Annotated in this window: 21 protein-coding genes and 1 tRNA gene; 8 read left to right on the top strand and 14 right to left on the bottom strand. The window is 64.6% G+C overall.

Features of this window, described 5'->3' with window-relative positions; all coding sequences use genetic code 11:
• Nucleotides 1-63: 63 nt before the first annotated feature.
• Nucleotides 64-999 (top strand): methionyl-tRNA formyltransferase, encoded by a 936-nt coding sequence (gene fmt, locus ACOIX3_RS39535; protein ID WP_420967395.1) that lies wholly within the window; start codon nt 64-66, stop codon nt 997-999.
• The gene (gene truA / locus ACOIX3_RS39530; RefSeq protein ID WP_420967394.1) at nt 999-1736 is read left to right on the top strand and encodes a tRNA pseudouridine(38-40) synthase TruA; all 738 of its coding nucleotides are present in this window, start codon (nt 999-1001) and stop codon (nt 1734-1736) included. Before fmt ends, truA begins: the two co-directional genes overlap by 1 nt.
• Before the next feature lie 145 nt (nt 1737-1881).
• Here truA and dapE read toward each other — a convergent pair whose 3' ends face one another.
• The 11 genes from dapE to rpmH form a co-directional block, all read right to left on the bottom strand.
• On the bottom strand, nt 1882-3048 hold the full coding sequence (gene dapE / locus ACOIX3_RS39525) for a succinyl-diaminopimelate desuccinylase (protein ID WP_420967393.1): 1167 nt from the start codon (nt 3046-3048) through the stop codon (nt 1882-1884).
• A gap of 49 nt (nt 3049-3097) precedes the next feature.
• Nucleotides 3098-3685, bottom strand: a complete 588-nt coding sequence (locus ACOIX3_RS39520; protein WP_420967392.1) for a DUF805 domain-containing protein — start codon at nt 3683-3685, stop codon at nt 3098-3100.
• Nucleotides 3686-3894: 209 nt separating this feature from the next.
• The gene (gene dapD / locus ACOIX3_RS39515; protein WP_420967391.1) at nt 3895-4740 is read right to left on the bottom strand and encodes a 2,3,4,5-tetrahydropyridine-2,6-dicarboxylate N-succinyltransferase; all 846 of its coding nucleotides are present in this window, start codon (nt 4738-4740) and stop codon (nt 3895-3897) included.
• A 243-nt stretch (nt 4741-4983) separates the two neighbouring features.
• Nucleotides 4984-5676, bottom strand: a complete 693-nt coding sequence (locus ACOIX3_RS39510; RefSeq protein WP_420971908.1) for a pyrimidine 5'-nucleotidase — start codon at nt 5674-5676, stop codon at nt 4984-4986.
• 163 nt (nt 5677-5839) lie between these two features.
• On the bottom strand, nt 5840-6826 hold the full coding sequence (locus ACOIX3_RS39505; RefSeq protein ID WP_420971907.1) for a DUF1036 domain-containing protein: 987 nt from the start codon (nt 6824-6826) through the stop codon (nt 5840-5842).
• Between the two features lie 164 nt (nt 6827-6990).
• Entirely contained in the window at nt 6991-7884 is an 894-nt protein-coding gene (gene argB / locus ACOIX3_RS39500; protein ID WP_163158486.1) for an acetylglutamate kinase, read from the bottom strand.
• A 166-nt stretch (nt 7885-8050) separates the two neighbouring features.
• A complete protein-coding gene (locus tag ACOIX3_RS39495) occupies nt 8051-8419 on the bottom strand; it encodes a DUF423 domain-containing protein (protein WP_420967390.1) in 369 nt (122 codons plus the stop codon).
• Entirely contained in the window at nt 8416-9069 is a 654-nt protein-coding gene (gene yihA / locus ACOIX3_RS39490; protein ID WP_420967389.1) for a ribosome biogenesis GTP-binding protein YihA/YsxC, read from the bottom strand. The genes ACOIX3_RS39495 and yihA overlap by 4 nt, the downstream gene beginning before the upstream one ends.
• Before the next feature lie 133 nt (nt 9070-9202).
• On the bottom strand, nt 9203-11077 hold the full coding sequence (yidC, locus tag ACOIX3_RS39485) for a membrane protein insertase YidC (protein WP_420967387.1): 1875 nt from the start codon (nt 11075-11077) through the stop codon (nt 9203-9205).
• 3 nt (nt 11078-11080) lie between these two features.
• Nucleotides 11081-11506: a ribonuclease P protein component gene (gene rnpA, locus ACOIX3_RS39480; RefSeq protein ID WP_420967386.1), complete on the bottom strand. Its 426-nt coding sequence runs from the start codon at nt 11504-11506 to the stop codon at nt 11081-11083.
• A gap of 32 nt (nt 11507-11538) precedes the next feature.
• Entirely contained in the window at nt 11539-11673 is a 135-nt protein-coding gene (gene rpmH, locus ACOIX3_RS39475; RefSeq protein ID WP_008542748.1) for a 50S ribosomal protein L34, read from the bottom strand.
• Between the two features lie 364 nt (nt 11674-12037).
• Between rpmH and ACOIX3_RS39470 the strand changes: the two genes are divergently transcribed.
• The 6 genes from ACOIX3_RS39470 to ACOIX3_RS39445 all read left to right on the top strand — a co-directional run bounded on the left by ACOIX3_RS39470 (nt 12038) and on the right by ACOIX3_RS39445 (nt 16251).
• Nucleotides 12038-13516, top strand: coding sequence for a HAMP domain-containing sensor histidine kinase (locus tag ACOIX3_RS39470; protein ID WP_342725969.1), 1479 nt, complete (start codon nt 12038-12040; stop codon nt 13514-13516).
• A 152-nt stretch (nt 13517-13668) separates the two neighbouring features.
• Nucleotides 13669-13745: transfer RNA gene (locus ACOIX3_RS39465), tRNA-Arg, on the top strand.
• 195 nt (nt 13746-13940) lie between these two features.
• Nucleotides 13941-14207 (top strand): hypothetical protein, encoded by a 267-nt coding sequence (locus ACOIX3_RS39460; protein ID WP_420967385.1) that lies wholly within the window; start codon nt 13941-13943, stop codon nt 14205-14207.
• Between the two features lie 368 nt (nt 14208-14575).
• Complete coding sequence (locus tag ACOIX3_RS39455) at nt 14576-15376, top strand: sterol desaturase family protein (RefSeq protein WP_420967384.1); 801 nt, start codon at nt 14576-14578, stop codon at nt 15374-15376.
• Entirely contained in the window at nt 15363-15650 is a 288-nt protein-coding gene (locus ACOIX3_RS39450; RefSeq protein WP_342725972.1) for a DUF5658 family protein, read from the top strand. Before ACOIX3_RS39455 ends, ACOIX3_RS39450 begins: the two co-directional genes overlap by 14 nt.
• Nucleotides 15651-15825: 175 nt before the next feature.
• On the top strand, nt 15826-16251 hold the full coding sequence (locus ACOIX3_RS39445; protein WP_420967383.1) for a hypothetical protein: 426 nt from the start codon (nt 15826-15828) through the stop codon (nt 16249-16251).
• A gap of 269 nt (nt 16252-16520) precedes the next feature.
• On the opposite strand, the gene ACOIX3_RS39440 is transcribed toward ACOIX3_RS39445, so the two are convergent.
• The 3 genes from ACOIX3_RS39440 to ACOIX3_RS39430 are packed head-to-tail and all read right to left on the bottom strand — an operon-like array spanning nt 16521 to nt 21231.
• Nucleotides 16521-18017 carry a sugar ABC transporter ATP-binding protein gene (locus ACOIX3_RS39440; protein WP_420967382.1) on the bottom strand — a complete coding sequence of 499 codons (1497 nt, stop codon included), beginning with the start codon at nt 18015-18017 and terminating at the stop codon, nt 16521-16523.
• Nucleotides 18014-19111: a hypothetical protein gene (locus tag ACOIX3_RS39435; protein WP_420967381.1), complete on the bottom strand. Its 1098-nt coding sequence runs from the start codon at nt 19109-19111 to the stop codon at nt 18014-18016. The genes ACOIX3_RS39440 and ACOIX3_RS39435 overlap by 4 nt, the downstream gene beginning before the upstream one ends.
• Nucleotides 19108-21231: an ABC transporter permease gene (locus ACOIX3_RS39430; RefSeq protein ID WP_420967380.1), complete on the bottom strand. Its 2124-nt coding sequence runs from the start codon at nt 21229-21231 to the stop codon at nt 19108-19110. The genes ACOIX3_RS39435 and ACOIX3_RS39430 overlap by 4 nt, the downstream gene beginning before the upstream one ends.
• Nucleotides 21232-21297 lie beyond the last annotated feature (66 nt).

The following is a 21297-nucleotide window of genomic DNA, read 5'->3' as shown; positions in this document are numbered from 1 at the left end:
TGCGGCTACCCCCCTCCCTAACCCTCCCCCACAAGGGGGGAGGGAACGCAGCGAGTGCTGTTGATGCCTCTTCGCCTGATCTTCATGGGCACGCCCGATTTCGCGGTGCCGACGCTGCTGGAGCTGGTGGCCCATGGCCACGAGGTCGTGGCGGTCTATACCCGCGCGCCGAAGCCGGGCGGGCGGCGCGGCCTGCAATTGCAGCCGACGCCGGTCGAGCAGGAGGCGCGCCGCCTCGGCATATCAGTGCTGACGCCGAAGACCCTCAAGACACCGGAAGCGCTCGAGGAGTTTCGCGCGCATGACGCGGATGCCGCGGTCGTCGTTGCCTATGGCATGATCCTGCCGCAGGCCATCCTCGACGCACCAAAACTCGGCTGCTTCAACCTGCATGCTTCGCTATTGCCACGCTGGCGCGGCGCCGCGCCGATCAACCGCGCCATCATGGCGGGCGATGCCGAAAGCGGCGTGATGGTGATGAAGATGGACGTCGGCCTCGACACCGGCGACGTCGCAATGGCCGAGCGGCTGCCGATCTCGGACAGCATGACGGCATCCGACCTGCACGACGCGCTGGCGCCGCTCGGCGCCGATCTGATGGTGCGCGCGATGGGCGGGCTGCAGCGTGGCGGCTTGCAGCTGACCAAGCAGAGCGAGGCCGGCGTCACCTACGCCGCCAAGATCGAGAAGGCCGAGGCGCGGATCGACTGGAAGCAGTCGGCGCACGCGGTGCTGCGGCACATTCACGGGCTTTCGCCGTTCCCCGGCGCCTGGTGCGAGCTCGCGGGCGACGGCGAGCCAGCGCGGCTGAAAATCCTGCGTTGCGAATTGGCGAAAGGCTCGGGCCGACCGGGCGACGTGCTCGACGACAATCTTGCGATCGCCTGCGGCGATGGCGCGGTCCGGATCCTCGAACTGCAGCGCGCCGGCAAGGCGCCGATGAAGGCCGCGGACTTCCTGCGCGGCACGCCGCTGAAGCCGCCGGCGCGGCTCGCCTGATGCCCCGCTACAAGCTCACCATCGAATATGACGGCACGCCGTTCTCCGGCTGGCAGATCCAGGACACCGCGCCGACCGTGCAGGGCGCGCTGGAGACGGCAGTCAAGGCGATCTGTGGCGAGGACGTGCGCGTCCATGGCGCCGGGCGTACCGATGCCGGCGTGCATGCGCGCGGCCAGGTCGCGCATTGCGACATCGCCAAGCATTTTCCGCCCGGCCGCTTTCGCGACGGGCTGAACGCGCATCTGCGGCCCAATCCGATCGGCGTGCTGGCGGCTGACATCGTGCCCGACGATTTCGAGGCGCGGTTCTCGGCGATCAAGCGGCACTACCTCTATCGCATCACCAACACCCGCGCGAACCTCGCGCTCGACATCGGTCGCGTCTGGCGCGTGCCGCGCGCGCTCGATGCGGGCGCGATGCATGAGGCCGCGCAGCGGCTGCTCGGCAAGCACGATTTCACCACCTTCCGCGACACCGAGTGCCAGGCCAAGTCGCCGGAGAAGACGCTCGATCAGCTCGACGTCACCCGCGAGGGCGACGCCATCAACATCGTGACGTCGGCGCGCTCGTTCCTGCACAGCCAGGTGCGCTCGATGGTCGGTTCGCTGGTCTGGGTCGGCGAAAGCCGCTGGAGCCCGGACGATCTCTTTGGTGCGCTCGCCGCCCGCAACCGCGCCGCCTGCGGCCCCGTGGCGCCGCCGGACGGGCTCTATCTGATGCGGGTGGATTACTAGGCGGTGTGAATGATCTCGTAGGATGGGTTTCGCTGCGCTCTACCCATCCTACGGACTGCATCTGGTGCGGGTGGACTACTCGTAACCCCAATCCCTACTGTGCATGGGGTTGTTTTCGATGTTTTGGTCCAGCCGAGCGGCTGGACTATGCAAAATACCGGTCCAGCACGCCCCGATAGACCTTCGTCAGCTTCTCCAGATCGGCCACCGGCGTGCGCTCGTCGATCTGGTGCATGGTCTGGCCGACCAGGCCGAACTCGATCACCGGGCAATAGCCCGAGATGAAGCGCGCATCCGAGGTGCCGCCGGAGGTGGACAGCTCCGGCTTGCGGCCGGTGACCTCCTCGATCGCGGCGACGGCGAGGTCGGTGAACGGGCCGGGCTGGGTGACGAACACGTTCGAGTTCGACGGCTGCCAATCGATGTGGGCGCGGATGCGGTTGCCGCAGGCTTTCGCCAGCCGCGCGTCGACCAGCTGCCGCAGGCTCTCCTGGGTGTGGTTGTCGTTGTAGCGGATGTTGAACTTCGCCCGTGCCTGGCCTGGGATCACATTGCTCGCGGTGTTGCCGACATCGACCGTGGTGAATTCGAGGTTGCTGGCCTGGAATTGCGCGCTGCCGTGATCGAGCGGCTCGTCGCTCAGCGCCACGATGAGCCGCGAGATATCCGGCACCGGGTTCGCGGCGCGGTGCGGATAGGCGACGTGGCCCTGCACACCGTCGACGATGAGCGTGCCGGATTGCGAGCCGCGCCGGCCGATCTTGATCATGTCGCCGAGCACCTCGACGTTGGAGGGCTCGCCGAGCACGCAATGGTCGAATTTCTCGCCGCGCTCGGCGCACCATTTCAAAAGCTTGACGGTGCCGTTGATCGAGACATCTTCCTCATCGCCGGTGATCAGGAAGGAGATCGAGCCGTTGCCATTTTCTTGCGGCTTACCACCATGGTCGCCGAGATATTGCAGCACGGCGGCAACGCTGCAGGCGATGCCGCCCTTCATGTCGACGGCGCCGCGGCCGTAGAGATAGCCGTCCTTGACCTCGCCGGAGAACGCGCCGAGCGTCCACGCCGCTTCATCGCCGGGCGGCACCACGTCGGTGTGGCCGGCGAAAGTGATATGCGGCGCCGAAGAGCCGATGCGGGCATAAAGGTTGTCGATATCGGCGGTGCCGGGCTCGGAGAACGTCACGCGGTGAACGTCGAACCCTGCGCTTTTCAGCAAATTTTCAAGAACGCCAAGCGCGCCGGCGTCGGCCGGGGTGACGGAGGGGCAGCGAACCAGATCGCGGGCAATCGAGACAGCATCACTCATGCGCCTCGCTTAACACGTCACACCGTAGGTGGACCAGCTTTGCGCGGCATCATTCGAGCTCGCTCTGCTGATCCCAGCCCTGCCTGGAGCGCGACCCGTTGCCGCGGTCGCCGCCTTGCCGCACATGGGTTTTTCCAAGCGGATTGGGACCGTAGCGATTGGGGTAAGAGGTGCCGGGCAGAAACGCCAGCTCGATGAAGCCCCAGATATAGAGCACGAAGACGATCGCGCCCGCGGCCATCACCCAATAGGACTCATCGGGAAGCCGGTCCGAGAATTGGCTCATGAGACCCGGGATCGCGAAGAACGGGACCATCCACCAGCCGCTCTTGTCGCGGTCGTGCAGGCGCTTGATCGAGACCGCGATATAGACCCAGACGAACAACGCCGTTCCGCTGGCCTTGACCAGCAGCGCGGGCAATCGGGCAGAGGTCAGCGATTTGTAGCTGTCCGGGTCGAAGGCCCGGAAGATGTCGTCGACATTGAAGCCGAACGACCCATGCTTGCCGCCGAGGCCGGCTGAGATCACCAGTGCGGCAAGGAAAATCATCCAGCACACGATGATCAGCCCCGCGAGCCAGAACTTGGCGCGGTTGACGCGGCCCTTGAAGCCGAACAGGTAATTGGCCCAATCCATGAAAAAACTCCGGACAGCGGCAATGTTTCGCGGCCCGGAGTTTTGTCGGCGTCAGATGGAATTTGGTTCGATTCTCTCGGCCCCTCATCCTGAGGAGCGCGTAGCGCGTCTCGAAGGGTGAACGGCCACAGTCGGGCCGTCGACCCTTCGAGGGCCGCTGAAGAAGCGGCCACCTCAGGGTGACGGTGATTGTTGCGGCGGAAGACCGATCAGTCCCGCAGCAGCTCGTTGATGCTGGTCTTGGCGCGGGTGCGCTCGTCGACGCGCTTGACGATCACGGCGCAGGCGGTGGCAGGTCCGGGCTGGCCGTTCTTCAGCGGCTTGGCCGGCAGCGTGCCCGGCACCACGACGGCATATTCCGGGACCTCGCCGACGAAGATCTCGCCGGTCTCGCGGTCGACGATCTTGGTCGAGGCGCCGAGGAACACGCCCATCGACAGCACCGCGCCCTTGCGCACGATCACGCCCTCGGCGACCTCTGAGCGCGCGCCGATGAAGCAGTCGTCTTCGACGATCACGGGCTCGGCCTGCAGCGGCTCGAGCACGCCGCCGATGCCGACACCGCCGGAGATGTGCACGCGCTTGCCGATCTGGGCGCAGGAGCCGACGGTCGACCAGGTGTCGATCATGGTGGCTTCATCGACATAGGCGCCGAGATTGACGAACGACGGCATCAGCACGACGTTGCGCGCGATGAAGGCGGAGCGGCGGACGATCGCGCCCGGCACGGCGCGGAAGCCGGCGTCGCGGAAGCGGTTCTCGCCCCAGCCCTCGAACTTCGAGGGCACCTTGTCCCACCACGAGGCCTGGCCCGGGCCGCCCGCGATCTGGCCCATGTCGTTGAGACGGAACGAGAGCAGCACCGCCTTCTTCAGCCACTGATTGACCTTCCACTTCCCATTGGCCTCGCGCTCGGCGACGCGGGCCTCGCCCTTGTCGAGCAGCTCCAGCGCGTGGTCGACGGCCTCGCGGACCTCACCCTTGGTCGAGGTCGAAATGCCATCGCGGGCGTCGAACGCGGTGTTGACGGTGGTTTCGAGGGCGGACAGCGACATCGGGACAATCCTTGGGCGTATCGGGGATATGAGGGAATTTTGCAGGGCTTTTTCGGAATTTGGGGCTGTGGAGTCAAGGCAAACTCCTCTCCCGGCGGAGCGACCTCTCTCCTCCGTCGTCCCGGCCAAGCGAAGCGCGAGCCGGGACCCATAACCACGAATGCCAGTGTTGCGGCACGCTGGGGCCACGGCGCGTAACCAGGCGTAGATTTGGGGCCTACGCCGGGACGACGTGGGGAGAGATCAGGGCTTCAGCCGCTGCAAGAATCCAGTGAGATCGTCCGTGACGTGGTCGACATAAGCGGCGTCGCGGCCTTCGAGCTCCCAGGTCTCGCGCACCACCTCCTGGCTGCCGTCGGGCACCACAAGCACGGTGGTCATGCCGAGCTCATGCGGCACCACCAGATTGCGCGCGAGGTCCTCGAACATCGCAGCCTTGGTCGGATCGACGTCGTGGAGCCTCAGGAACTTCTGATAGGTCTGCGGCGCCGGCTTCGGCTCGAGATCGGCGGCGATGATATCGAACACGCCGTCGAAATGGTTGGAGATGCCGAGCCGGCCCAGCACCGCATCGACATGGTCGACCGAGCCATTGGTCAGGATCAGCTTGCGCCCCGGCAGTTTTGCGATCGCAGCGCCCATCGCCGGATTCGGCTGCAGCGGCGAATGGTCGATCTTGTGCACATAGGCGAGATAGTCGTCCGCCTGCACGCCGTGCTCGGTCATCATGCCGCGCATCGTGGTGCCGTAGCGCAGGTAATAGTCCTTCTGCAGCCGCCGTGCTTCCTCGGGCGAGATCTTAAGCCAGTTGCCGACGAACTCGCCGATCCGCGCATCGACCTGCTGCCACAGATTGACGTGATGCGGATACAGCGTGTTGTCGAGGTCGAACACCCAGGTCTCGACATGGCCGAAGCTGCGGGGAGTTTTCATGATCGGCTTCCTCCACGCGTCGTCCCTGCGAAAGCAGGGACCCATACGCCGTGCCTGATATTGTTGAGCAAGATGGAAGTAACCTTCGCTTGGGGCCGCAGACAACTACAAAACACCGGCCGGTGGTTATGGGTCCCTGCTTTCGCAGGGACGACGAAAGAAACGATCACGGCATCGCAAAGCGCAGCGTCTTGCCGCCGCTGGTCATGTCGACGGTGGTGAAGCCGAGCGCGGTGAGGCCGCGGGTGGCGCAGTCGCCCTGCTCGTTGACCTCGAACTTGCTTTCGCGGGTGCAGAGCTGCACCCCGCCGCCCCAGTTCAGCGGCTTGTCCTTGATGCGGATGGCGCGGTTGTCGCCGTCGACGGCTTCGGCGAAGGAATAGATCTGCTTCGGCGTGCCCGACACGTCGGGATGCAGGCACTTGCCGGGGTCGATCCGATACCAGCCGCGGCTGGTCACCATCTTGCCGTCGTCGGTCGCAACCGCGGCCATCACCTTGTGCGGCGTGTCGTTGCACCAGGTCAGCCCCGACGGCGACGGCTTCTGCACGGCGTCGACCATGGTGGTGAAGAAGTTCGGCGCCTGCACGATGTCGCTGCCGAGCCCGCGGCTCTTGAGGAAGGCCGACAGCGCGCTCTGGGTCTTCGGCCCGTCGACGCCGTCGATCGGCGCCGCGTCGTAGCCTGCGATCACCAAGAGACGCTGGATGCCGGCGAGCCGGGCCTGCTCGTCGTCATACTCGCTGTCTTCGGCGAGGTAGGCGACAAGATTGCCGTCATCGCTCTGCGTCGGCGTGATCTGGGTGAACTGCGCCGGTGTCTGGCCGGAGCGGCATTGGCGCGCGGCGGCGATCACGAAATTGTCCTGCGCGACGCACAGCGTGTCGGTGCCGTTCTGCGGGATCGGCGACGCGCCGTAGACGCCGAGCGCGCGGGCATTGAGCAGCACGCGGTCCGCGGTCAGCGCGCCCTGCACCACGACGCGGCAGGTCGCCGGATCGATCCGGAACCAGCCGCGGGTCGCCGTCGCGGCCTTGTCGTCGATGCCGATCGCGGCCTCGATCACATAGCTCATGCGGTTGCAGAGCTTGAGATCGGCATGCGCCGGCGCGGCCGAGAACAGGAACGAAGCCGCAGTAGCTGGCAGCGGCATCAGAATGCGTGTCAGCGCGGAGCGGCGACGTCGCGGCGTCCTCTGGTCGTCATGCCCGGGCTTGTCCCGGGCATCCACGTCTTTCTCTCGGCCGGCGAACAAGACGTGGATGGCCGGGACAAGCCCGGCCATGACGGCCCATATGCGCGTTGCCGTCCTTGCCATTACTTATGGATCAGCGTGCCGGTGCCCTGGTTGGTGAAGAGCTCGAGCAGCACGGCGTGCTGCGTCTTGCCGTCGATGATGACGACGCCCTGCACGCCCTGTTCGAGCGCGTAGATGCAGGTCTCGACCTTCGGGATCATGCCGCCGGAAATCGTGCCGTCGGCGATCAGCTTGCGGGCTTCCTTGATCGACAGATCCGGAATCAGCTTCTTGGACTTGTCGAGCACGCCGGGCACGTCGGTTAGCAGCAGCAGGCGCTTGGCTTTCAGCGCGCCCGCGATCGCGCCGGCAAAGGTATCGGCGTTGACGTTCAGCGTCTGGCCGTCCTGCGAGGTCGCCAGCGGCGCCAGCACCGGGATCAGCTCATAGCCGATCAGCTGATTGAGCAGCGTGAGATCGACCTTTTCAGGATCGCCGACGAAACCGAGATCGACCGCCTTCTCGATGTTGGAATCGGGATCGACCATGGTGCGCGTCGTCTTCGACGCCTTCACCATGTTGCCGTCCTTGCCGGAGAGGCCGACGGCCTTGCCGCCGGCTTCGTTGATGTAGCCGACGATCTGCTTGTTGACCGAGCCCGCCAGCACCATCTCGACGATCTCGATGGTCGCGGCGTCGGTGATGCGCAGGCCCGCGGCGAATTCCGACTGGATGCCGAGGCGCTTCAGCATGGTCGCGATCTGCGGCCCGCCGCCATGCACGACCACCGGATTGATCGCGGTCTGCTCGAGCAGCACGATGTCGCGCGCGAACGCCTTGGCGGTGTCCTCGGCGCCCATGGCATGGCCGCCATATTTAATGACGATGGTTTCCTCGTCATATTCCTGCATGTGCGGCAGCGCCTCGGACAGGATGCGGGCCTGATCGAGCGGGCTGATGTGCTGGTCGGTCATGGGGCTGGTCTCACGTCAGCGGAGGGACGGGCGCGTTTCTATCTGATTGCCGGGCAGGGCGCAAAGTGGGAGAGGTATTCGTAGCCCGGATGGAGCGAAGCGCAATCCGGGGCCCGCATCCGCGGCACGATTCCCGGATTTCGCTTCGCTGCATCCGGGCTACGGGTCAGCGCCTCGGCCACATGGCCGAAACCGCCAGCACCAGCCAGCTCAGGATCAGCAGCGTTCCGCCTGATGGAGCCGCCATCGGAAACAGGCCATGGCCGCCATATTGGCGCAGCGTGAGATCGCCCGCGAACAATGACGCGGCGATGACGAAGCCTGCCGCCGCCGCGATGCCGAGCTTTGCATGAACGATCGCGCGCTCGGCGACCGCAATGGTCGCGATGGCGGCAGTGGCATGGAACAGCAGCATTGAGGACGCTGCCGCCAGTCGCGTGGCGTCCGGCAAATGGGCCGCGGCCGCCGCCAAGATCACGCCGCAGGCGCCCATGATGGCGGCAAGGCCGATCAGGAGGCGGGATGCGGCGTTCATCGGCGCCGCTCCTCGATCAGGCGAACCATGGCGGCACGCAGCTCCGGCATGCCGTCGCCGGTGCGAGACGAGGTCACCAGCACTTCTGGGAACGCGGCGGGATGTTTTGCCAGCGTCGCGATGGTTTCGGCGGTGACGGTCTTGAGTTCGCCGGCCTTGACCTGGTCGGCCTTGGTCAGCACGACCTGGTAGCTGACCGCGGACTTGTCGAGCGTCTTCAGCACGTCTTGATCGACGTCCTTGATGCCGTGGCGGGCGTCGATCAGCACATAGACCCGCGCCAGCGTCGCGCGCCCGAGCAGGAATTTGTGGATCAGCGCGGTCCATGACGCCACCTTGGTCTTCGGCGCCGAGGCGTAGCCGTAACCGGGCATGTCGACGAGACGAATGTCGGCGTTTTCCGGGCCCTCGAAGAAGATCAGTTCCTGGGTGCGGCCCGGCGTATGCGAGGTGCGAGCGAGCGCATTGCGGCCGGTCAGCGCGTTGATCAGGCTCGACTTGCCGACATTGGAGCGGCCGGCAAAGGCGACCTCGAGGCCGGCCATCGGCGGCAGCGTCTCGATCGAAGGCGAGGCCCAGATGAAGCGCCAGTCGCCGGCGAACAGCTTTCGCCCCTGCTCGATCAGCTCCGCATCAGGTTCGGCGGTCATGCGAAGGATCCCATCAAGGCGCAAGCGGCTTGGCCGTCATTGCGAGCGGAGCGAAGCAATCCATTCCTCAGCACGGGAAGAATGGATTGCTTCGTCGCATTGCTCCTCGCAATGACGGGATAAGCAGCGGAAGTTAAGTCGGCTTCTTGGCGAAGGTCGACTTCAGATTGTCGAATAACTCCACCTTCACGCCGTTCTTGCGCATGATGAAGCTCTGCTGCAGCACCGAGAGCGTGTTGTTCCAGGCCCAGTAGATCACGAGACCCGCCGGGAAGCCGGCCAGCATGAAGGTGAAGATCAGCGGCATCCAGTCGAAGATCATCTTCTGGGTCGGATCCGGCGGCGCCGGGTTGAGCTTCATCTGGACCCACATCGTGATGCCCATGATGATCGGCCAGATGCCCATCACCAGATAGGCGCCGAAATGCGGTCCGAGCAGCGCGATCGGATCGAATGGAACCAGCCCGAACAGCGTGAACAGATTGGTCGGATCGGGCGCGGAGAGATCCTTGATCCAGCCGAAGAACGGCGCGTGCCGCATTTCGATGGTGATGAACAGCACCTTGTAGAGCGAGAAGAACACCGGGATCTGCAAGGCGACGGGAAGACAACCGGCGATCGGGTTGATCTTCTCCTTCTTGTAGATCTCCATCATCTCCTGCTGCTGCTTCACGCGGTCGTCAGGATAGCGCTCCTTCAGTGCGGCCAGCTGCGGCTGCACCGACTTCATCTTCGCCATCGAGGCGTAGGACTTGTTGGCGAGCGGGAAGAACAGCAGCTTCACGATCACCGTCACGAGCAGGATCGCGATGCCGAAATTGCCGACCAGGCGATAGAACCAGTCGAGCGCCAGGAACATCGGCTTGGTGATGAAGTAGAAATGGCCCCAGTCGATCAGGAGATCGAAATGGTTGAGGCCGAGCTGCTTGTTGTAGCCGCCGAAGCCGACCAGCGGGAAGTTGAGGCCGACCGTGGCGGCTTCCTTCGCGCCGGCGAACAGCCGCGCATTGGCAGCGCCGGTGCCGCCGATCGGAATGGTCTGCGCGCCGAGCATGTAGTCGGCCTGATAGCGCTTGTCGCCGGTGGTGAAGCGGGCGGTGTCCAGCGTCGCATTGGTTTCCGGCAGCAGCGCGGTGGCCCAATATTTGTCGGTGATGCCGAGCCAGCCGTCGGTGACCTTCGAGAACACGACGCCGCGCGAATTTCCGCCGGTCGGGGTCTTGGCCTCGTCGAGGTTCTTGTAGGTGTATTCCTGCAGGCCCTGTTCGCCGAGATAGCCGATCGGGCCTTCGTGCAGGATCGCGTAGCCGGAGACCGGCGGCTTGCCGCCGCGCGAGATCAGGCCGAACGGATACAGCGTCACCGGCGCGCTGCCTTGATTGTTGACCTCATCCTTGATGCTGAAGAGGTAGCGATCGTCGATCGAGATGGTGCGGCGGAAGGTCAGGCCCTGGCCGTTCTCATATTTCAGAATCACCGGGGTGCTCGGCGACAGGCTGTTCGATCCTTCCTGCTGCCAGACGGTTTCGGCATCAGGCGTCTTCACCGACGAGCCGTTGGCGGTCAGCCACAGGAATTCGGCATAATAAGGCTCGGCGGTGCCCGACGGCGACAGCAGCACGACGGCCGGAGATGTGGGGTCGACGGTCTCGCGGAACTGGACCAGCGCCAGATCGTCGATCCGGGCGCCCTTCAGCGCGATGCTGCCGATGACGCGCGGGCTCTCGATCTTGATGCGCGGGCCGGCCGCGAGCACCGTCTCGCGGCTCGCCACCGGAGCGTCGGCGCCGGGCGTGCCCGGTGCTGCCGGGGAGGGCGTCGCCGAGCTTCCGGGCGCGGCGCCGGGAGCAGCACCAGGGGTCGCCTGCGGTGCCGGCTTCAACAGCTCGGCCTGGCGCTGCGCCTCGCGCTGCTTCTCCATCTGCGGCACGTTATAGAAATATTGCCAGGCGATCAGGACGAGGCCCGACAGAATGACGGCGATGATCGTGTTGCGGTTGTCGGACATCTCTTAGGGTCTCGTCATTCCATTCGGATTGGGAGCGCTCTTGTTACCCGCCTTGTTGGTACCCGTCTTATTGGTACCTGTCTTGTTGGTACCAGTTTTGGGCGCAGGCCGGTCGAGGCGGCGCAGCGCCGACCGCAGGTCGTCAATCATGGTCGCAAAGTCGCGGGTCAGCGCGTCACGACGGCCGACTAGCACATAATCATGGTGCGGCCGCATGAATACGGCATCGACCCGTCTTATCACTTCGCGAAGTCGGCGGCGGATGCGATTGCGCTCGGTCGCGGTGCCGTTCTTCTTGGTGACGGTATAGCCGACGCGGATCGGGCCCTGATCGTCGCGACGGCGGCCCTGCAGCACAAAAGCTGTGGTATTCGCCCGTGCGCCATTGGCAACGGCGAGGAAATCCGCCCGCTGCCTCAGCCGATCCATAATGGGTATCTCCGGAGAGGAGACGTCCGGGCTCAGGCGCTCAGGCGCTTGCGGCCGCGCGCACGGCGCGCAGCGAGGACCTTGCGGCCGCCGGCCGTGGCGAGACGGGCGCGGAAGCCGTGACGGCGCTTGCGCACCAGTTTGCTGGGTTGATAAGTCCGCTTCACGGGTAATTCTCCGCTGACCGGGCAATTTGCCGTTGTATTGAGATGGAGTCCGATGATGCTGGCAGGCCCAAGCGAGCCGATTACGGCCCCAAATGAGCCGCCCCCGGTCAAGAACCGGGCCATCGCGGACAGTTGGCGCGGCTTATAAGCGAGCGCCCTGTTTTCGTCAATGTCGCAGGGCGTCGCAAAGAGGCTTCTTTGAAACGTCGCAATTGGGGCGAATATAACTGTTTTCGCGGGGTTTTTGACGGTGAGGAGCGCTTTGGGGCGTTCGGGGAACCGCCGACATTAGCGATCCGTAATTTGACCGGCTTGGGGGCCGGGCCGCATCTTCCGACCCCTAAGCCCAACAAGGCCTTATCTTGTGGCTCTAACTGACGATCAGGCGACCGCGCAGAAGCAGCGGCCCAAGCCGCCCCTTCGGCTCGGGCTGTCCGGCAAGCTGTTGCTGCTGACGATCCCCCTGGTGATGATCGCCGGGCTCCTGATCTACGTGCCGGCGATCGCCAACTTCCGGATGAACCGGCTCAATGACCGCCTGGCTGCCGCCAACACCGCGGCGCTGGTGCTCGATGCCGCCCCCTCCGGCCTGGTGCCGGATTCGCTGGCGCGGCAGATACTGACCAGCATCGGCGCCCGCGCCGTCGCCATCAAGCTTGGCCAGCAGCGCCGCCTGCTCGCCAGCGCTGACCTGCCAGCCGCGATCGACCATGATGTCGACATGCGGGCCATGACGGTGTGGTCGGCGATCGTCGATGCCTTCGAGATCATGCTCGAGCACGGTGACCAGACCATCCGCGTGGTCGGACCCGCGCCGGGCCAGGCGCAATTCATCGAGGTCGTGATCGACGAGAAACCGCTGCGCCAGGCGATGTACCGTTTCTCGCGCAACGTTCTGGTGGTCGCGCTCCTGATCGCCGGCCTGACCGCCGGTTTGGTCTATCTGGCGCTGCATTATCTGTTCGTCCGCCCGATGCGGCGGCTGACCGCGAGCCTGGTCGGCTTCCACGAGAATCCGGAGAGTTCGGCGCGAATCATCGTGCCCAGCCAGCGCGGCGACGAGATCGGCGTTGCCGAGCGCGAACTGTCGGACATGCAGCGCGACCTCGTCTCGATGCTGCATCAGAAGAGCCGGCTTGCCGCGCTCGGGCTCGCCGTCTCCAAGATCAATCACGACCTGCGCAACCTGCTGGCGTCCTCGCAATTGCTGTCGGACCAGCTCGCCAGTGTGCCCGACCCGCGGGTGCAGCGCTTCGCGCCGAAACTGCTGCGCTCGCTGGAGCGCGCCATCGCATTCTGCCAGTCGACCTTGTCCTATGGCCGCGCGCAGGAGGCGGCACCCGACCGCCGCGTGATCATGGTGGAGCCTGCGGTCGCCGAGGTGCGCGAGTCTGCTGGGCTTGCGACCGATGTCTCGATCACCTGGATCTGCGCGATCGAGCGCGGCCTCACCATCGACGCCGATCCGGACCAGCTGTTCCGCGTGCTGCTCAATTTGGTGCGCAACGCGACGCAGGCGCTGGAAAGCCGGCCGGACAGCGATGGCGGTGCCCAGCAGATCCGCATCACCGGCCGCCGCGAGGGGACGGTTGCGATCATCGAGGTCTCCGACACCGGTCCCGGTGTTCCGGCCAAGGCGCGCGAGCATCTGTTCGAGGCGTTCCAGACCTCCGGCCGCCCCGGCGGCAGCGGGCTCGGCCTTGCGATTGCCGCCGAGCTGATCCGCGCCCATGGCGGCCATATCCATCTGGTCGAGGGCACCATCGGCGCCACGTTCCAGATCTCGATCCCGGATCGCCCGGTGGAACTGCTGTCGGTCCGCAGTGAGCGGGCGAGGGCCTGAGGCCATTCCGGTAACCCGGCGCGGCTAAAACCACGGCCGAAATTGGCGCTTGCAGACCTTGCCAACCGGACCGGGAGCCTGTAGCTAGAGCGCTCTTTCGCGACGCTCCGGGGCTCCCGGAGCCGTGCGGGTTTTAGGCCCACCGCGAAAATGCGCCCGTAGCTCAGCTGGATAGAGCATCAGACTACGAATCTGAGGGTCGGACGTTCGAATCGTTCCGGGCGCGCCATTCAACTTTGTTTCCATTGGGTTTTTCGCGGTGCGTGCCGGGCTTGCTGCCCGGCAAGTGCATTGGCCGCGCCGCGATTTCCAGCTGTCGGGGTGTCGCGGCCATCAAATATTTGTGCGATGCGGCATCATCTTTATTGCGTTGCAACAAAGTGAGCCTACCTCTGCTCCTCAAGACCCATCGAGGAGCCTTCAAGTGACCAAGATTTCCCTTTCCATCATTGCCGCCACCCTCGCGATCGCGAGTGCAACGGTCGCGTCCGCCGCCGAGCTTCCGACGTTCGAGGCCGCTGGATTGCCGATCTCGCCGGTGCAGGCTGGCGTGCTTGGCGCCGCCAACGTCCACGAGCAGGCAACGGCTGAAGCGACGGCGGCCACGCCGCATCAGCTCCACGTCCTGACGCCGCGAAGCAAGGTCACGACTGCACGGGCTTCGGTCCGGGCGGACCGCTCGCTGCACTAACCGGCATCGCCGAACCTTGGAGAGAGCCCGCGACGACGTTGCGGGCTTTTTCGTCCCGCACAAGTCGCGGCGTGCTTAAACAGAATTGAGCTCGCGCGTAGAACGATCAGCTCCGTTATCTCCGGGCCAACGGTTTGCCGTAGCCGCCGCAGAAGCAGCAAACGCGTCCGACATTTTTGATCGAGCAGGCAGCAGCCGCATCAGCCGCGACGGCCCGTCGGAATCGGGCTCAAGGGCGAGGCGGACGCCCGTAAAAAACCCTGCTTGCGCGCGCCCGACCGTTGAGAAAAAATAAGGTTTTTAGCTTATAGGGGACGGAGTGTTTTTATTCCTTTTGTCCATCCTATTGAATCGGCGAGTCATCCCTCATGCCGAGTGACATCGCAAACGCCGTCTTTTACGCGGCGGTATTTCTGGGCATCGTCTATGGCAGTCGCATCCTGGAAAAAAGGTGGCCGATTGCGGACGTTCCTTACCCCGAGTTTCGTGATGATTGGCTCGCGGTGATCGTAAGCCTCGGGTTGTCGCACATGCTCGCTCCAGCCGCGGCGATCAGCGCGGGCGCAATTGCGAACTATGCTGGTGTCGGTTGGATCAAGTTACCGACCGACGGTTACTGGTGGTACGTCTCTCTCGCAATCGTCGTGGTCGCGCTCGATCTCTACAAGTACACATACCATCGCCTCCAACACGCGATCCCGTTTCTTTGGGCGATGCACTCGTTCCATCACAGCGCGAACGGCGTTACGTTCATTACCGGCGGTCGGCATTTCTGGTTTGAGAGGGTGCTGTCCGACGCCTTCCTTCCGATTATGGCGATCTTGTTTCGCGTCCCGCCGGACATGGCGATAGCTGTCGGATTTATCTTCTTCATCCCCGATTCATGTGCCCATCTCAACGTCCGCATCCCGCTCGGCCGGTTTGTGACCTGGGTCAACAATCCGCAATGGCACCGGATCCATCACTCGATCCATCCCGAGCATCGCGACAAGAACTTTGCAGCCTTCTTCCCACTCCTGGACATTCTGTTCGGCACAGCTTGGGTGCCGAAGCCGGACGAGTATCCTGCAACGGGCCTGGTGCCTGCCGAGCGAGTGGACATTGTCAACAGTGTGATCTGGCCAATCCGGCATCTTCGCCATCGGGAGTCTGGGAATGAATTGGGTTAAAGGTCTTTTGGTGTTCCTCGCGTTGTTGCTGGGATACGCCGACCTGGTGTCGACCAATGTGATCCTGGATCTCGGATTGGGTGAGTTGAACCCGTTCATGCATCTGGCGCAGACATGGTTCGGCGTGTGGTGGCTGGTCCCCAAGCTCGGTTTGACGTTCCTCGTCACGTGGCTGCTTTGGCGCAGCAACAACGTCTACAACATCGCGCTCGTCGTCGCCTTCTGTTCGACGCCCGTACTGAACAACCTCGTCGTCATCGCGGGCAATAGCTGAGCCGGCCGCTTCGTCAGTTGTCGCAACTGGCGAAGTGTTGCCCTGTGCGGACTTTCATTGCCCTTGGCAGCCGCGCAGACTTTCGTCGCATCTCGCAGAACCTGCCCGCATCGTCCGACGACAAACATCCTGGAATGACCGATGATCGCGTTCCGGCGGTCCAGGAGATTGAGTGATGTCGGACAGGTTTATTCTCGCCTGCATCGTCTGTAGTGCCCTGATCCTGGGGGCCCTCGGTGCGACCGTGCACGCGCAGACGCCGTCGAGCTGCAAGGAGCCGCGGACGGGCACCAGCCGCGTCCCGATGCTGTCGCCGCCGCTCGCCAATGTGGTGACGGGCAAGGGACGGCTGCAATTCTACTCGGCACCGAATCTTCACTGCCCGATCAGTGGCGTGTTCGTCATTCCGAACGATGCGCTTGTTGCCTACGCGCAGACCAATGATGGCTGGTCGTCGGTGATGTATCTCAATCCGGGGACGAGCAACGACGTCTCGGGTTGGGTGCGGTCGGCGCGATTGAAGGTGACCGGAACCATCGGCCCAAAGGAGCATGTGACCGGGATCGCAGCGGGCGCGACCTTCCGCGCCACACCTGCTTGAACGAGATGGCGCATATTGCTTTCCAGCCCAGCCACCCGCGCGACGCACGCGCGTGTCCGCCAATTCAGGTGTGCTAGATGTTGCAACGCGGGCCGCAAGCGCAGTTTGACGCGCAGGCTCCGCGCAAGGCGGCCGTCCGCCCGATGAGCATGATCCGGAAGAGTGTGAAGCGGTCTTCCCTCGCGACAAACCAAGGCGTTTGCGCGGAGATCATGCTCAGATAACCAGACTAAAGCGCGATGACGAAAAATCGCATCGCGCTTTATTCATCAATGGATCGCCGCGTACATGATCTTCTCCTCGGTCGCCTCGACCCCGGAGAATTCCTCGACCACCTTGCCCTGGCGCGAGACCAGGATGCGGTCGGAGAGGGCCATGATCTCGGGCAGATAGGATGAGATCACCACCACCGCCTTGCCCTCATCGGCGAGCTGGTTGATCAGCTCGTGGATCTCAACAATGGCGCCGACGTCGACGCCGCGGGTCGGCTCGTCGAAGATGATCAGCTCCGGCTCCTGCACCAACGATTTGGCGATCACCACCTTCTGCTGGTTGCCGCCTGACAGCTCGACCACCCTGGCCTCGTCGCCGATGGCGCGAACCTTCAACCGCTGGATCCAGGTCTTGCCCACCGTGTTGGTCTCGCGCCGCGACAACATCATCCGGCCCCCGGGAAATTTCGAGAGCAGCCCGAGATAGATGTTGCGGGCGATCGAGGCGGTCTCGAAGAAGCCCTCGACCTTGCGATCCTCGGTCACATAGGCGATGCCGGCCTTCACCGCCGGCGCCGGCACCCGGTAGCGCACCGGCTTGTCATGCAACAGGATCTCGCCGCCGTGGAAGAAGTCGCGCTTCAGCACGCCGGATACGATCTTGAAGGTCTCGGTGCGGCCCGCGCCGACCAGGCCGAACACGCCGGTGATCTGCCCGGCAAACACCGACAGCGAATTGTTCTTCACCATCGGCGCCATCTTGAGGTTCTGCACCGTGAGCACGCGCGCGCCGGCGGGCCGCACGCTGGTCTTCCTCGCGCCGTATAGCGTGTTGGAGAGGTCGCGCCCGACCATCGCCTGCACGATCGCGGCGCGATCGAATTTCGCCGCATCGTCGGTGACGACGTGCTTGCCGTCGCGCAGCACGGTGATTCGGTCGGCGAGCAGCAAGGCCTCTTCCAGCGCGTGCGAGATGAAGATGATCGAGACGCCGCGCTTCTTGAGGTCACGGACGAGGTCGAAGAAGTATTTCTTCTCTTCGGGTGTCAGCGACGCGGTCGGCTCGTCGAAGATGATGACCTTGGCCTTGTGCAGGACCGCGCGCGCGATCTCCACCATCTGCTTCTTGGCCGCGCCGAGCCCGCCCACGGTGGCGGTCGGCGTCACGTCGAAATTGAGCGATTGCAGGAATTGCTGGGCGGCGATGTAGATGCCACGCAGCCGGTTGTAGAACTTCTCCTGCCCGAGAAACAGGTTCTGCGCCACGGTCATGGTCGGCACCAGGCTGTTCTCCTGGAACACCATGGCGATGCCGAGATTGCGCGCCTCGAGCGGCGTGCGCGGCGCGACGTCGGAGCCGTCGACCGTCATGCTGCCCGACGTCAATGTCACGACGCCTGCCATCACCTTGGTCAGCGTCGACTTGCCGGCGCCGTTCTCGCCGACCAGGGCGTGGATCTCGCCGCGGCGAAGCTCGAAGTCCACGCCCTCGATGGCGGGCACGCCGGCGTAGAGCTTGGTGGCCTTGCGCAGGGACAGCACGGTGTCGCTCATGAGCCGACCTCCTCGGCGAGCCCGGCGAGGGGCAGTTTCAGCACGCGACCCGGTCCCTTGGCGATCAGCACCAGGTCGCTGCCGAGCTCGAGCGCCGCGACGACGCCGTGATTGACGCCGTCGACCCGGCTGTGCAGCGAATAGAGCGGCTTGCCGTCTTCGCCGAGCCGGATCACGAGGCCGTAGGAGCGTGGCGGCGCCCACGGCTTGATGACACCCATGGTCTTGATGTGCGCGCCCTGCATCGGCTCCTTGAACGAGAAGCCCGAGCGCAGCCGCGGCGCCACCCAATAGGCCGGCTCGATCTCGGCCATCATGCGGCGACGGTAGGCGGGCTCGCGCAGCACGAATTCGATCAGCTGGGTGCGTGCGGTGAACGCCGTGAGCCAGTAGCCGCCGCCCGCAGCCTTCGACAGCCGCGACGGATAGACCGGAAGGTGGCCGAGCACGATCTGCGGCGGCCTGCCATCCGCAACCAGCACGAGACGATGCCGCCAGCTCTCGCTGACCAGCACGCCATCGCCGCGCGCGCAGGCGCCGAAGGCGTAGCCGAGCTTCGAGGCCAGCGGCTTCACCGATCGGGTCTTCGGATCGAGCCGGAACACGCGGCCGTTCCGGTTGAGCTCCAACAGATCGCGCGCCCAATCGTCGACGCCGCTGCTTGTCGAGCCGTCGGTTGCGATCAAGGCTCCATCGTCCGCCAGCGACAGTGCATTGATCGCATTAAAGGTGGCGTCGCTGAACGTCACACTTGGCTCGCCTGCCGAAGGATTGGCATAGAGGCGCACCTCGCGGCCGCCGAGCGCGACCGCGAGGCCGCCGTCCGCGAGTGCACAGAGCGCCGAGATCGGCTGCTCGAAGCTGCGCAGCTCGGTCGCAGTGCCGCCGTCGAGGCGCAGCAGGCGGCGGCCGTCGGCGACATAAAGATTGCGGCCATCGGTTGCGAGATCCTCGAGCGCCTCGCACTCCAGCAAGGTGGTCGCGGCCTCCAGTTTCTGGTTGGGCTTGAGCGCGCCGTCGAACGACGGCACGGTGATGGTGGCCTCGCCGCGGCCGAGAAAGCGGTTGGCGAATTCCCTGACGGCCGCGATCACGACGCTTTCCCCCAGCGCTTGTCATACTGCACGAAGTTCGGATCGGCATTGTCGAGCTTGTAACGGCCGATCCGGTTGTTCATGATGCCGCCGAGATAGAGGTAGCCGCGATGCTCGCGCATCGAGGTGATCATCGGATGGTTCTCGCCGCGCAGGTCCCAGAACGATTCGAGGATCTTGCCCTGCTCGTTGAACTTGACGACGCAGCCGGTGTTGATGTTCGGGAACAGCCATTCGTCGACCGGGACGCGCTTCGCCATGCGGCGGCGGAAGCCCGGCATCTTCCAGGCGAGGTCGAGCGAGGGGCTGCGCATGCCGACCAGCGCCAGCCAGTAATTGCCGTCGGAGGCGAGGTTGATGTTGTCGGGATAGCCCGGCAGATTGTCCATCACGACCTCGACCTGGCCCTTCTTCGGCCCTGCGAACCACAGCCGCTTGATCGAGCAGCCGAAGGTTTCGGCGAACAGGATCGACTGGCCGTCGCTGGCGACGCAGATGCCGTTGGGGAATTTGAGGCCGCGCAGCGCCGTGTGCGTCGCGCCGGTCTTGGTGTCGAAGCAGATGATGCGGCCGTTGCCGCGCGCCTCGAGGCCGTCGATCGGCCATTCGTCCATCTCGTAGCGCACGGTGGCTTCCGAGAAGAAGATCAGGCCGTCATCGGTGATGTCGAGGTCGTCGGCGAGCCGCAGCCGGCTGTCGTCGTTGACCGAATGCATGCTGCGGTTGGTCTCGTCGGTCGCCTTTTCCACGGTGCCGTCGGGGGTGATCCGGTACAGGCCCATGCCGCCGATGCAGACATAGAGATTGTCCTGCCGGTCGAACGCCATGCCGAGCGGCTGACCGCCGATATGGGCGAACACCTCCATGCGCTGATAATCGGGCGCGAAGAAGCGCATGATGTCGCCATGGCGCGAGCCGGCGTAGAGATTGTTGTTGCGATCGAGGATCACGTCTTCCGGCGCCTCGATGCGGCCGAGGCCGATCAGTTCGACGTCGCGCAGCTTGTCGTTCTGCTCGAACGGGCCGCCCTGGCCGATCTCGGTGGCCGGGGGCGGCGGCAGCGCGTGATAGGTCGGCGCGACATAGACCTTGCTGATGATGCGGGTGCGGTTCTTCTGCCAGCGGATGTCGACCATCGCGGCGATCAGCAGGATGCCTGCGAGCGCCATGCGGTTGATGCCGCCGCGCGCATTGAGCGTGGTCAGGCCGTTGGTGATCAGGAGCACGATCAGCACGCCGACCAGCGATTTGGCGACCGAGCCCTTGCCGCCGCCGAGCGTGATGCCGCCGAGCACGGTCGCGGTCAGCACGATCACCTCGAGGCCGACGCCGATGTCGCCGCCGACGGTGCCGAGCCTTGCCGCGAAGAATAATGCGGCGATGCTGGTGAGCACGCCGCTCGCGACGTAACAGAGCGCGATGGTGCGGCGAACCGGAATGCCGGAATTGTAGGCCGAACGGCGCGAGCCGCCGATCGCGGTGATGTGCCAGCCCGGGCGCAGCCGCGTCATGAAGATATGGCCGAAGATCGCGATCGCGATGTAGACCAAAGCGACGCTCGGAATGCCGAACACGTCGCCGCCGCCGATGAAATTCCAGGACGGGATGTCGGGAAAGGCCGCGGCGATCGAATTGGAGTAGCGCTGGATCAGAAGATCGAACGCGGAACGGTAGATGATCAACGTGATCAGCGTTGTGATGAAGGCGCGGAGCCGCAGATATCCGATCAGGACGCCGTTGACGGCGCCGAGCAGTGCGCCGCAGAGCAGGGTGGCGACCACCACCGCAGGCACCGGCCAGTTCAGCACGTCGAGCAGATAGAGCGCGCAGAAATCCGTCAGCGCGAAGATCGAGCCGACCGACAGATCGATGCCGCCGACGATGACCACCAGCGCCATGCCGAGCCCGATGAAGCCGATCTCGCCGGCCTGCCGCGCCGTGTCGGCAAGGCTCGCGGGCGAGAGGAAGTGATCGATGGAGCGGCTCAGCGCGAAGCCGACGATCAAGAGCAGGATCACCGGAATGGCAGTCTCGGTCCAACGCTTGGACAGGATCTCGCCGAGGAGATGATCCGGCCAATAGCGGTAACGCAGGCTCGTCAGGGTATCGCGCATCGGCATTCCAGCAGGGCGTTGGATTTCGGGAGATCGACGTCCCGGGCGGAGCGCGCCCGGGACGTCGAGCGG

The organism is Bradyrhizobium sp. B120, from assembly GCF_049075665.1.
Taxonomy (GTDB): domain Bacteria; phylum Pseudomonadota; class Alphaproteobacteria; order Rhizobiales; family Xanthobacteraceae; genus Bradyrhizobium.
Note: the sequence above shows the minus strand (reverse complement) of the source record. Positions and strands in the feature narration are given on the sequence as shown.

Coding starts and splice junctions, on each gene's coding strand:
- fmt (WP_420967395.1), top strand. CDS start 64: ATGCCTCTTCGCCTGATCTTCATGGGCACGCCCGATTTCGCGGTGCCG.
- truA (WP_420967394.1), top strand. CDS start 999: ATGCCCCGCTACAAGCTCACCATCGAATATGACGGCACGCCGTTCTCC.
- dapE (WP_420967393.1), bottom strand. CDS start 3,048: ATGAGTGATGCTGTCTCGATTGCCCGCGATCTGGTTCGCTGCCCCTCC.
- ACOIX3_RS39520 (WP_420967392.1), bottom strand. CDS start 3,685: ATGGATTGGGCCAATTACCTGTTCGGCTTCAAGGGCCGCGTCAACCGC.
- dapD (WP_420967391.1), bottom strand. CDS start 4,740: ATGTCGCTGTCCGCCCTCGAAACCACCGTCAACACCGCGTTCGACGCC.
- ACOIX3_RS39505 (WP_420971907.1), bottom strand. CDS start 6,826: ATGCCGCTGCCAGCTACTGCGGCTTCGTTCCTGTTCTCGGCCGCGCCG.
- argB (WP_163158486.1), bottom strand. CDS start 7,884: ATGACCGACCAGCACATCAGCCCGCTCGATCAGGCCCGCATCCTGTCC.
- ACOIX3_RS39495 (WP_420967390.1), bottom strand. CDS start 8,419: ATGAACGCCGCATCCCGCCTCCTGATCGGCCTTGCCGCCATCATGGGC.
- yihA (WP_420967389.1), bottom strand. CDS start 9,069: ATGACCGCCGAACCTGATGCGGAGCTGATCGAGCAGGGGCGAAAGCTG.
- yidC (WP_420967387.1), bottom strand. CDS start 11,077: ATGTCCGACAACCGCAACACGATCATCGCCGTCATTCTGTCGGGCCTC.
- rnpA (WP_420967386.1), bottom strand. CDS start 11,506: ATGGATCGGCTGAGGCAGCGGGCGGATTTCCTCGCCGTTGCCAATGGC.
- ACOIX3_RS39455 (WP_420967384.1), top strand. CDS start 14,576: ATGCCGAGTGACATCGCAAACGCCGTCTTTTACGCGGCGGTATTTCTG.
- ACOIX3_RS39450 (WP_342725972.1), top strand. CDS start 15,363: ATGAATTGGGTTAAAGGTCTTTTGGTGTTCCTCGCGTTGTTGCTGGGA.
- ACOIX3_RS39445 (WP_420967383.1), top strand. CDS start 15,826: ATGTCGGACAGGTTTATTCTCGCCTGCATCGTCTGTAGTGCCCTGATC.
- ACOIX3_RS39440 (WP_420967382.1), bottom strand. CDS start 18,017: ATGAGCGACACCGTGCTGTCCCTGCGCAAGGCCACCAAGCTCTACGCC.
- ACOIX3_RS39430 (WP_420967380.1), bottom strand. CDS start 21,231: ATGCCGATGCGCGATACCCTGACGAGCCTGCGTTACCGCTATTGGCCG.